The organism is Saccharopolyspora montiporae, from assembly GCF_015209505.1.
Taxonomy (GTDB): Bacteria; Actinomycetota; Actinomycetes; order Mycobacteriales; family Pseudonocardiaceae; genus Saccharopolyspora; species Saccharopolyspora montiporae.
In genome coordinates this window covers 1-11,304 of record NZ_JADEYC010000041.1, presented here as the reverse complement: position 1 = coordinate 11,304, position 11,304 = coordinate 1, and the positions used below count along the sequence as shown (strand labels likewise).

The 11,304-nt window shown below is 71.6% G+C and carries 9 protein-coding genes; 7 read left to right on the top strand and 2 right to left on the bottom strand.

The features are described 5' to 3' along the window. Positions 1-13 precede the first annotated feature (13 nt). The gene (locus IQ251_RS18080; RefSeq protein ID WP_193929956.1) at positions 14-508 is read right to left on the bottom strand and encodes a metallopeptidase family protein; all 495 of its coding nucleotides are present in this window, start codon (positions 506-508) and stop codon (positions 14-16) included. A gap of 107 nt (positions 509-615) precedes the next feature. Between IQ251_RS18080 and IQ251_RS18075 the strand changes: the two genes are divergently transcribed. From IQ251_RS18075 to IQ251_RS18050, 6 genes are all read left to right on the top strand, one after another. Further along, positions 616-978, top strand: a complete 363-nt coding sequence (locus IQ251_RS18075) for a DUF3499 domain-containing protein (RefSeq protein ID WP_193929955.1) — start codon at positions 616-618, stop codon at positions 976-978. A gap of 110 nt (positions 979-1,088) precedes the next feature. After that, positions 1,089-2,438 carry a phosphomannomutase/phosphoglucomutase gene (locus IQ251_RS18070; protein ID WP_193929954.1) on the top strand — a complete coding sequence of 450 codons (1,350 nt, stop codon included), beginning with the start codon at positions 1,089-1,091 and terminating at the stop codon, positions 2,436-2,438. Positions 2,439-2,495: 57 nt separating this feature from the next. After that, complete coding sequence (locus IQ251_RS18065) at positions 2,496-2,711, top strand: Trm112 family protein (protein ID WP_193929953.1); 216 nt, start codon at positions 2,496-2,498, stop codon at positions 2,709-2,711. Further along, on the top strand, positions 2,708-3,793 hold the full coding sequence (locus IQ251_RS18060; protein WP_193929952.1) for an SIS domain-containing protein: 1,086 nt from the start codon (positions 2,708-2,710) through the stop codon (positions 3,791-3,793). The genes IQ251_RS18065 and IQ251_RS18060 overlap by 4 nt, the downstream gene beginning before the upstream one ends. Positions 3,794-3,910: 117 nt before the next feature. Next, positions 3,911-5,176, top strand: coding sequence for a mannose-6-phosphate isomerase, class I (gene manA, locus IQ251_RS18055; RefSeq protein ID WP_193929951.1), 1,266 nt, complete (start codon positions 3,911-3,913; stop codon positions 5,174-5,176). Between the two features lie 265 nt (positions 5,177-5,441). Beyond that, the gene (locus IQ251_RS18050) at positions 5,442-6,971 is read left to right on the top strand and encodes an amino acid permease (RefSeq protein ID WP_193929949.1); all 1,530 of its coding nucleotides are present in this window, start codon (positions 5,442-5,444) and stop codon (positions 6,969-6,971) included. 435 nt (positions 6,972-7,406) lie between these two features. Here IQ251_RS18050 and IQ251_RS18045 read toward each other — a convergent pair whose 3' ends face one another. Continuing rightward, positions 7,407-10,031, bottom strand: a complete 2,625-nt coding sequence (locus tag IQ251_RS18045; protein ID WP_193929947.1) for a hypothetical protein — start codon at positions 10,029-10,031, stop codon at positions 7,407-7,409. 226 nt (positions 10,032-10,257) lie between these two features. Here IQ251_RS18045 and IQ251_RS18040 point away from each other — a divergent pair. Further along, a partial coding sequence (locus tag IQ251_RS18040) for an adenosylhomocysteinase (RefSeq protein WP_193929945.1) occupies positions 10,258-11,304 on the top strand: 1,047 nt, incomplete at its 3' end.

Sequence of the window (11,304 nt, the reverse complement as noted above, 5' to 3'; positions counted from 1 at the left end):
GCCGGCGCGGGCCTCACTGGCCGTCGACGACGCCCGGATCCAACCCCAGGTAGGTCGCGATCTGCTCGACGAGCACGTCGTGCAGCAGGTCGGCCATATCGGCGCCGTCCCGGGCCCGGGCCTCCAGCGGACGCCGGTACAGCACGATCCGGGGCCGCGTGGGCAGGCCGCGCCGGTCCACGCCGGCGGGCACCAGCCGGGCGAGCGGGACGTTCGCGTCGACCACCACATCGTCGTCCCAGACGACCTTCTCCGGTGCGGTCGCGCCGACCTCCGGCACTTCGTCCACGGCGACGTCGAGCTCGGTCAGCTCGGCGTGCCAGCGCTGCTCGATCGGCTCCAGAGCCTCCAGCACCAGCGCGTCGAACCGCTCGGAGCGGCTGCGCGACACCGGTACCGACGAGGGGTAGAGCGGTCCGCGCAGGCCGCGGCCCCGGCGGTCGCGCCGGAGGCGGCTTCGGCGCCGAGATCCACGTGCGGTCACCACGGGCTGGAGGGTACGCCTCATCGCCCGCTTCGGGGACAAGCCGTTCCGGCGGTGTCGTACCCGGCCGGCCGCGTCCGATTCCGCGTGCCTGCGGCGCCCGCTGGACCGGGGGCGCTATCGTGCGTGTCGTGCGGAGCGTGAGGCGGTGCTCGCGGACCGGGTGCGTGAACCCGGCTGTTGCGACGCTCACCTATGCCTATGCGGACTCCACCGCGGTGGTCGGCCCGCTGGCCACGTATGCCGAGCCGCACAGCTACGACCTGTGCGAGGCGCATGCGCTACGGCTCACGGTGCCCAAGGGGTGGGAGGTCGTGCGACACGAAGGCGAGTTCGAGATGCCGGAGCCGTCCGATGACGACCTGACGGCGCTGGCCGAAGCCGTCCGGGAAGCGGGCAGAGCGGACCGGCCGGTGGAACCCGCCGATGCCGGTACGTCGGGCGGCAGCCGCCGCGGGCACTTGCGGGCACTGCCCGACCCGGGCGAGGAGTGACCCGGCCGGCGGTGCGCGTCGTGACGAACGCCGCGGGGCCCCTCGCCGAATCGATCACGGGTAGGCTCGGCGACCTCATCGCGGGAGACTCGATGTCAGGAGGGCAAGGCGTGCGGGACCTGTCGGGGATCGTCAAGGCGTACGACATCCGCGGGGTGGTCGGCGATGGTCTGGACGCCGAGGTGGTGACCGAGATCGGCGCCGCCTTCACCCGGCTGGTCGGCGGTCCGGCGGTGGTGGTCGGGCACGACATGCGCGAGTCCTCGCCCGGTCTGGCGCAGGCGTTCGCCGACGGCGTGCTCGGGCAGGGCGTTGACGTGATCGACATCGGCCTGGCCAGCACCGACCTGCTCTACTTCGCGTCCGGCCACCTCGACCTGCCCGCCGCCATGTTCACCGCCAGCCACAACCCGGCCCAGTACAACGGGATCAAGTTCTGCCGGGCAGGTGCCGCTCCGGTGGGCCAGGACAGCGGGCTGTCCGAGATCAGCGAGCTCGTCGCGCAGGGCGTGCCGGAATTCCTCGGTGCCCAGGGCGCGGCGACCCAGCGCGACATGGTCGGGGAGTACGCGGACTTCCTGCGCGGCCTGGTCGATCTGACCGGCATCCGCCCGCTCAAGGTGGTCGTGGACGCGGGCAACGGCATGGGTGGACACACCGTGCCCACCGTGTTCGACGGGCTCCCGGTGGAGATCGTGCCGATGTACTTCGAGCTCGACGGCACGTTCCCGCACCACGAGGCCAACCCGCTGGACCCGGCCAACCTCGTCGATCTGCAGGCCAAGGTGCGCGAGGTCGGCGCGGACGCGGGACTGGCCTTCGACGGCGACGCCGACCGCTGCTTCGTCGTCGACGAGCGGGCCGAACCGGTTTCGCCGAGCGCGATCACCGCGCTGGTCGCGGTGCGTGAACTGGGCAAGGAACCCGGCGCGACGGTCATCCACAACCTCATCACGTCCCGTGCCGTGCCGGAGATCGTCGCCGAGCACGGGGGCAAGCCGGTGCGCACCCGGGTCGGGCACTCGTTCATCAAGCAGACGATGGCCGATACCGGCGCCGTCTTCGGCGGTGAGCACTCGGCGCACTACTACTTCCGCGAGTTCTGGCGAGCCGATTCCGGGATGCTCGCGGCCCTGCACGTGCTCGCCGCGCTCGGCGGGCAGCAGCAGCCGCTGTCCGAGCTGATGAGCGACTACGACCGGTACGCGGCCTCCGGGGAGATCAACTCCACCGTCGACGACCAGCAGGCCCGGATGCGCGCGGTCGCCGCCGAGTTCGGTGACCGAAACGGCGCTCGTGTCGACGAGCTGGACGGGCTTACCGTGGAACTTGCGGGCGGTGCGTGGTTCAACCTGCGTCCGTCGAACACCGAACCGCTGCTCCGGCTCAACGTCGAGGCGGAGGACACTGGTGCGATGGCCGCGCTCCGCGACGAGGTCCTCGCCGTGGTGCGGGGCTGACGCTCGGCGACGGCCAGCAGTGCCGCCGGAGCCGACCCGGTGAGTTTGGGAGGAAGAGTGGCCGTTGACCTGGAACCGCAGCTGCTGGAGATCCTGGCCTGCCCGTGCCCGGCGCACGCCCAGCTGCGCCCCGGTACCGACGATGATCCGCAGGCCGACTACCTGACCTGTGTGGAGTGCCAGCGGTCGTTTCCGGTCCGGGACGGCATCCCGGTGCTGCTGCTCGAAGAGGCCGTCGGCGGACCGGCGCAGGGAACCTCCGGGGAGGAATGATCCGCGTGCTGGACGACACGCTGTTCGACGATCCCGGCCGGCTCGCCGACGCCGATGTGCGCGGCCTGCTGCGTGCGGCCGCCCTGGCCGGCGCGCAGGTGCGCTCGACCGCCGAAGCGATTTCCGACGCGGGTCTGGACGGTCTCGCCGACGGCAGACCGCGCGCGGTGGTGCTGCTGGCCCGCCCCGGTGTCGGCCCGGCCGCGTGCCGGCTGCTGGCCGCGCTGGCCGGCCCCCGCTGCCCGGTCCCGGTCTTGGTCACCGAGGTACTGCCCGCGTGGGTCGGCGCGCTGGACGTGGTCTTCGCCCATGCGCACGACGGCGGTGACCAGCAGCTCGCCGAGGACGTCGCCACCGCCGCGCGCAGAGGCGCCTCGGTCGTGCTGGCCGCCCCGGACGAAGGCCCGGTGGCCGCGGCCGGTGAAGGTCGCGCCCGGTTGCTGCCCCCGCGGGTATCCGTCCCGCCGGAGCTGTCCTTCGGCTATGTCCTCGCCGCGGGCCTGGGCGTGTTCGGCGCGCTGAACCTGGTCGACGCGGATCTGGGGGCGCTGGCCGACGAGCTCGACCGCGAGGCCGAACGGGCGCACCTCAGCCACGAATCCCTGTCCAATCCCGCCAAGACCCTGGCGCTGCGCCTGGCCGACCGGACCCCGCTGCTGTGCGGTACCGACGAGCCCGGTGCCGCGGTGGCCGGGCACGCGGCGTTCGCCTTGGCCGCACACGCGGCGGTGGCCGGGCAGGACACCTCCTACGCGCAAGCGACCAAGCAGCCCGCGCTGCACCGCGCCGCCGCATCCGGCGGGTCGGAGGCCGACCTGTTCGCCGATCCCGGCGAGGGCGGCGCCGCGTACCGCGTGTGCCTGATCGCCGTCGGCGCAGGTGAAGCCGCCGAGCGTCGGGTGCAGGCCGCCGAGCGGGACTTCCCGGGGGCCGACTTGGTGGCCCCCGCCGACCCGGTCGGCAACGATCCGGTCGCGAGAGCCGCCGTCGTGGCCACGAGGTTCGATCTCGCTTCGGTATACCTGGGGCTGGCCGCCGGCACGCTCGGCGGGCCCGGCCGGTCGGCGATGGCGATGCGCTGAGCCACCGTTCCGCCACGGGGAGTGCCGGCGGGCGCCCCCGATGCCCGCACCGGTGGGCGGCTGATTTGCTGGACACCGGTGTGACGGCACGCGCACGACGAGGAAGCGAGAAGGACTGTGGAGCTACTGCGGAACGCGGTGCGCCCCTACGCGTGGGGCTCGCGTACCGCTATTGCCGATCTGCTCGGCCGACCAGTCCCCACCCCGCATCCTGAGGCGGAGCTGTGGATGGGTGCCCACCCGGGCGACCCGTCGAAGGTCGTGCGCGGCGACGGCGGCGAGGAGTCGCTGCTCGCGCTGCTGGCCGACGATCCGGAGCACCACCTGGGCGAGGAGTGCGTGCAGCGTTGGGGCGGTCGGCTGCCGTACCTGTTCAAGGTGCTCGCCGCCGACGAGGCGTTGAGCCTGCAGGCGCATCCCTCCGCCGAGCAGGCGTCCGAGGGGTTCGGTAGGGAAGAGCACGCGGGGATTCCGCGCACCGCCGCGCACCGCAACTACCCGGATCCCACGGCCAAGCCGGAGCTGATCTGCGCGCTGACCGAATTCCACGCGCTGGCCGGATTCCGGGACGCCCAGCGCACCGTGCGGCTGTTGGACGAGCTGGGGGTGCCCAGCCTGCGGGCGCATCGAGCGTTGCTGGCCGCGCAACCCGACGCCGACGGCCTGCGCGCGCTGTTCACCACGTGGATCACGCTGCCCGCGCACCGCCTGCAGGAGATCCTGCCGGAGCTGCTGGATGCCTGCGTGCGGCACGTCCGCGCCCGCGGCGAGTTCGCGCTGGAGTGCCGCACCGTGCTGGAACTCGGCGAGGCGTACCCGGACGATGCCGGTGTGCTGGCCAGCCTGCTGCTGAATCGGCTGGTCCTGCAGCCGGGCGAAGCCATCTTCCTGCCCGCGGGCAACCTGCACGCCTACCTGCACGGCACCGGGGTGGAGATCCTGGCCAACTCGGACAACATCCTGCGCTGCGGGTTGACCCCGAAGCACGTGGACGTGCCGGAACTGCTGCGGGTGCTGGACTTCGCCTGCGGGGACATGCGGGTGCTCAAGGGCGAGTCGCTGGACGCGAACCGGACCGTCTACCGGACACCGGCGGAGGAGTTCGAACTGTCCCGGTTGGACTGGTCGCCCGCCGAATCCGCTGCGGTGCGCATCGATTCCGCTGGCCCGCAGATCCTGCTGTGCACGAAGGGGACGCTGCGCTTCGTGCGGGACGTTCCCGGCGGCGGTGAGCGCGAGGTGCTGCTCAGCCGCGGGCAGTCGGTCTGGCTGCCCGCAGGTGACCCCGCGGTGCTGACCGCGCCCGTCGAGCTCGACGAGCAGGGAACCGCCCAGGCGTTTCGCGCCGCGGCGGGGGCGCTGGGGCATCCGCGCACCGGTTGATCACGCACCGACCCGCAGCGGGTACGTCGAGTGGCCGACCGGACCGCGTTCGTGCTGCTCGGAGCCGGTTGATTAGGGTTCGCGCGGCAGTCGAGCAATCTTTGGGGCGACTCGGAGTGCGAACTGCACCGTGCGTTGACACTTTTGAGCCTGTGCATCACAAGGCGTTAACGAAGTCCGCGGGCGAGCTCGGTCCGGGAGTCGGGATTGCAACACTGCCCCGCTAGGGTGCGGTCCACCTTTGGGACGAATGAGGGAGGCGGCAGTGCCAGGTACTGGGCTGTGGCGAACCAAGTCGGTCGAGCAATCCATCTTGGAGACCGACGAGCCGGACACCAAACTCCGGAAGAATCTCGGCACCTGGGACTTGATCGTCTTCGGTGTGTCGGTCGTGGTCGGTGCGGGCATCTTCACGCTCGCCGCGCGCACCGCCGGGGACATCTCCGGGCCCTCCGTTTCGCTCGGATTCGTGCTGGCGGCGATCGCTTGCGGGCTCGCGGCGCTGTGCTACGCGGAGTTCGCCTCCACGGTCCCGGTCGCGGGCAGCGCCTACACCTACTCCTACGCCACCTTCGGCGAGTTCGTCGCCTGGATCATCGGCTGGGACCTGATCCTCGAATTCGCGGTCGCCGCGGCAGCGGTCAGCAAGGGCTGGTCCACCTACCTGGAGCAGGTGCTCGGCCTGCTGGGTTTCGGCACCTCGACGAGCTGGGACCTCGGCTGGCTGCAGTTCGACTGGGGTGCGGTGCTGCTGGTCGCGGTGCTGACCGTGCTACTCGCGCTGGGTACCAAGCTCTCCGCGCGGGTGAGCCTGGTGATCACCACGCTCAAGGTCGCCGTCGTGGTCTTCGTGATCGTGTTCGGCATCGCCTTCATCGACCCGGGCAACTACACGCCGTTCATCCCGCCCGCCGAGTCGTCCACCGAGACCGATCCGGCCATCGAGCAGTCGCTGCTCTCGCTGCTGCTCGGCGGTGAGACCAGCAACTTCGGCGTGTTCGGCCTGCTCGCGGGCGCTTCGCTGCTCTTCTTCGCCTTCATCGGGTTCGACGTGGTCGCCACGACCGCGGAGGAGACGCGCAACCCGCAGAAGAACGCCCCGCGCGGGATCTTCGGCTCGCTGGCCATCGTCACCGTGCTCTATGTGGGTGTCGCGCTGGTGATCACCGGCATGTCGCACTACACGGACCTGGCGACGACCGAGGACGGCACGCAGTCCACGCTGGCCACCGCCTTCGAACAGAACGGGATCACCTGGGCCGCCGCGCTGATCTCCGTCGGTGCCCTGATCGGTCTGATCACCGTGGTCATGGTGATGCTGCTCGGGCAGGTCCGGATCCTGTTCGCGATGTCGCGCGACGGGCTGGTCTCCCGCTCGTTGGCCAAGACCGACCCGGAGCGCGGTACGCCGAAGCGGGCCACGATCCTGGTGGGTGCTGTCGTGGTGATCGCGGCGGGCCTCTTCCCCGCCGACAAGCTCGAAGAGATGGTCAACGTCGGGACGCTGTTCGCGTTCGTTCTGGTCTCGGCAGGTGTGATCGTGCTGCGGCGGACCCGTCCGGACCTGCCGCGGGGCTTCCGGGTGCCGTTCGTGCCGCTGGTGCCGATCCTGGCGATCCTGGCCTGCATCTGGCTGATGCTGAACCTGACCGCGTTGACCTGGGTCCGGTTCCTGGCGTGGATGGCCCTCGGTGTGGTCGTCTACTTCGCGTGGGGCCACCGGAACTCGCGTTTGGCCAAGGCCGAGCGCGGGGACGTCGCTTCCGGCGGCGGGGTCTCCGACGAGCAGTCCTGATCCCGCACCGCCCCGGCCGGTTCCGGAGGGACCCGGGCCGGCCGGGGCGGGCGCGCGCTCGCGGGTGGTACCGGTGCGTGCGCAGGTCCGAACGGTGCGGCGCCGGTGTCGTGGCAGAGCGGGGCTTCCCGGTGTGGAGGCGCCGCTCCCTTTTCGCCCGCTCATTCGAACAAAAGTTCGCCACGTCGAGTGATGAAATCGCGGGTAGAGCTCCGGATCATGGATCTCATGACGAGTGGGCACAGCGCATGGCGATCCCGCGGCCGCGCCGCCTGCATACCCGGCCACGCCGCCTGCATACCTGGCCGCGCCGCCTGCATACCGTGCTGGGTCGCCTCGCCTCAGGGTCGAGGCGACCGTGCGGGTGCGCAGGGGCGTGCTCACGACCGGTCGGCGTGGCCGTGCGGTCGAACAGCCGCAGGGCGGGCGCCCCGGTCAGCGGTCCTGCGAGGTGCGCAGGGACAGGCCGCGCTCCCACGGGGCGGTGCGTCCGCGCGGTTCGGTGATCTCGGGCAGTACCGCGGGGCCGGGTCGATGCGGTTCCGTGGCGCCTGCCTCGCGGGAGCCACTGTCGGTCGGCTCGTCGGTGGCGTCGGCGGCACCGTCCTCCTGGGGAGAGCGCCGCAGATCGTCCACCGGCAGCGCTCCGCCGTCCCCGCCGTGCACGGCAGGCTGCGCCTGGGCAGCGGCCTCCTCTGCGGAAGTCGCGCACAGCTGGGTGGTCGGGCTGTCCGAGTGCAGCGGCAGGGCGGCGGATCGGCTGGGGCTCTCCAGGCCCGCGGCCATCGCTACCGCGCGGTCCCATTCCGGATCGCCGCGATAGTCCGCATGCCCGAGTACGCCGGGAACCCAGCGGCGGCACTCGAACGGACCCCGTTGCGGGTCCGGGAGCCAGTGGTCGGAGCCCAGCACGAGGGCTCCCGTCGGGCCGCGGGTCGCCGCGGGAAGCGGCCCTTCCGTGCCGTCGGGCCGGAATCCGACGCCGAGCAGCATCCCGCCGTACACCTGGCGATTCCAGCTGGTGACCCCCCCGCCGATCGGATCCGTCCCGCGGCACAGCGCGCGCCAGCGCCCGCCGAGCGCTCCGGCCAGATCGCGCAGCGAGTCGTGCGGCACGACCCCGGGGAATGCCCGGGAATAGGCCCACTGGAGCTGCGAACCCGCGGTCACCAGGCCCACCCGCTGCCGGTCGGCCTCGGGCAGCGACTCCAGCAGCCGAGCGGTCGCGACCGCGGCGAGCAGGCTGCCCTGGCTGTGCCCGACGATCACCACCCGGGTGTCCGGGTCGGCCAGGTGCTCGGCCGCCCGGTCGGCCACCTCGGGGACGACCTTGAGCGCGTAGCACGGCGGTACCACCGGGTGCGCCTCGCGCGGCCAGAAGAGCGCCAGGTCGCACAGCACGCCCAGGTATCGGGCCGCTTCCCGTTTCGTGGCGGCCAGGAACACCAACCGCAGCAGCCCGATGGCCAGCGAGGCAAGGCCGACCACCCCGACGCCGACGAGCCAATCGGACCAGGTCACCCGGGGCAGGCCGATGATGCGCGCGACCACCGTGAGGACGGTGCTCACCGCGAGGATTCCGGAGACCACCAGCAGCACCAGGTGCGAGTACCGGCGCTGCAGACCGGCCCACTTCCAGGCGTCCGCCGCGGCGCTCTGGTCCTGTGGTCGCCCGGCATGCAGCAGCGCGACCTCATCGGGGATCACGCCCTCGCCGCGTGCCGCGCGACGCCGGGCGAGCACGACCCACGGGATCGTGGCCACGGCGGCCACGATCAGCAGGATGGTCGTCGAGCCCCAGAAGACCGCGACGTCGTCGTAGGCGGCAGGCAGTTGCAGCCCGGATTCGTTCAGCGCGCGGCGCACGCTCAGTGCGAGTCCCGCGCCGAACCCGGTGCCGAGCAGGCCGGCCGACATGAGCACCGGGGCGCTCATCCAGCCGCCCGCCCACGGGCGCAGGTTCCGCGGGCTGGATTTCCAGCTCGGCCGGGCCAGCAGTGCCGCGGGCAGCAGCACGATGCAGACCGCCAGGCAGGACACCACCAGCGCCGCGGTGATCAGGTCCACAGTGGATCCCGAGCCGGGGAGGGGGCCGCTCAGTTCGCCGGGCAGGACCGCAGCTGCGGTCAGTACCGCGGCAGCCGCCGACATCAGTGCCCGGCGGGGAATGCGTCCGAACGCCGCGCGCAACGCCTGTTCCGGGAGGGTATGCCGCCTGGCGGACGGATCGTCGTGCAGCACCGTGCCCACCACCGCGACCACGAGCAGTGCTGCGGCGCACCACCAGCGCGGATCGGCCGCGGGGGTCAACGGCCCGCCGAGGGCCAGCAGAGCCACAGTGGACAGTGCTGCGATCACGTGCATCGCGCGCAGCGCGGGGGTATCCGGATCGGCGACCACGTTGGTCCCCGGCAGCATCGGGGCCAGGGCCGAGTGGTGCGGTGCGTCGTCCTTCTCCGCGGCCACGCGCCAGGACACGCTGGACAGCCGGTGCATGAGCAGGACGACCAAGCCGACCGGAGCGAGCGCGAGCAGCGAACGGAGCACGTCGAGCTCGCGCACCGCGGTCGGCACGAACGACAGGCACTGCGCGCCGGGACCGAGGCACTGCGCTGCGACCAGATCCAGCGTCACCACCGACAACTGCGCGACGAACAGCATGGTCAGCAGCAGCGCGGAAACCCGCATCAGGCCGCGCAGCACGGAGGACAACACCAGGCTCGTGCGGCTGTCCGACCGCGCGGGCGGCAGCATCCATGCGGCCACGTTCGCCAGTGCGAACGGGAAGAGCAGTGCCCAGGTGGCTTTCGCCGAACCGCCCGAGGTCATGCCGCCCCAGACGTAGCCCTCCACGATGCGCGGCACGGAGCGATCACCGGTGGCCAGTACCGGACCGGGAACCGGCCGCCGGAGCCGGTCCGCGGGACGGACGAGTCGCCCCACCCCGTCTCCGGCGACGTCGACCGACGCGACCGCATCGGTGAGCTCGTCCGGCGTGGTGCCGAGAACGCCGTGCACCCGCAGCTCCACCACGCGGGTGTCGGGCCCGGGTACCTGCACTGGATCCTCCTGCGCATTCGGGTTGTCCGCCGCCGTGGCGATTGTCCACCGCTGATCGACATCTGGCGAGTTCCGCCCCCGATTGTGATCTCCCGGAGGCCCCGTTGTCCCGGGTTTCGCCGCGCCGTACCGCGGGATCGAGCGCGGAAAGCGATCGAACGTGCACGGAGCGTACCGTTGCGCGGCAACGCGGCATGCGCATGCACCGATGCGGAAGGGCGTGATCATGAGCACCGAACGGCAGACGCGCAACGGGATCGACTTCGCCGTTGCGGATCTCGATGCCGCGCACGCGGGACGCGAGCAGATCCGGTTGGCCGAGCACGAGATGCCGGGCCTGGTGGAGCTTCGGCGCGAATATGCCGAGGTCGAGCCACTGCGGGGTGCGCGGATCTCCGGGTCGCTGCACATGACGGTGCAGACCGCCGTGCTCATCGAGACGCTGGTTTCGCTCGGCGCCGAAGTCCGCTGGGCCTCCTGCAACATCTTCTCCACCGACGACGCTGCAGCAGCCGCAGCGGTGGTGGGGCGCTACGGCACACCCGACGAACCGCGCGGTGTGCCGGTATTCGCCTGGCGCGGGGAGACGCTGGACGAGTACTGGTGGTGCACCGAGCAGATGCTGACCTGGCCGAACGGCCGGGAACCGAACATGATCCTCGACGACGGCGGCGACGCGACCCTCCTCGTGCACCGCGGGGTGCAGTACGAGTCGGCCGGCGTCGTACCACCGCCGGCCGAGGAAGACCCCGACGAGCTCAAGGCGTTCCTGCACCGGCTGCGCGCCGCCCTGGACACCGACCCGCAGAAGTGGCGGCGGGCGGCGGCGGAGATCCGTGGGGTCACCGAGGAGACCACGACCGGCGTGAACCGGCTCTACCGGTTGGCGGCGCAGGGGGATCTGCTCTTCCCCGCGATCAACGTCAACGACTCGGTCACCAAGTCGAAGTTCGACAACAAGTACGGCATCCGGCATTCGCTCCTGGACGGCCTCAACCGCGCCACCGATGTGCTCATCGGCGGCAAAGTCGCCGTGGTGTGCGGATACGGCGACGTCGGCAAGGGTTCGGCGGAGGCGTTGCGCGGCCAGGGTGCCCGGGTCATCGTCACCGAATCCGATCCGATCAACGCGCTGCAGGCCCAGCTGGAGGGCTACCAGGTGGCGCGTTTGGACACCGTGATCGGACAGGCCGATGTGCTGATCACCGCCACCGGCAACAAGGACATCGTCACGCTCGACCACATGCGGCGGATGAAGCACCAAGCGGTGCTG

What these genes read in the sequence shown, in the direction of transcription:
- IQ251_RS18080 (WP_193929956.1), bottom strand. Translation starts at nt 508, where the DNA reads ATGAGGCGTACCCTCCAGCCCGTGGTGACCGCACGTGGATCTCGGCGC.
- IQ251_RS18060 (WP_193929952.1), top strand. Translation starts at nt 2,708, where the DNA reads ATGATCCGCGTGCTGGACGACACGCTGTTCGACGATCCCGGCCGGCTC.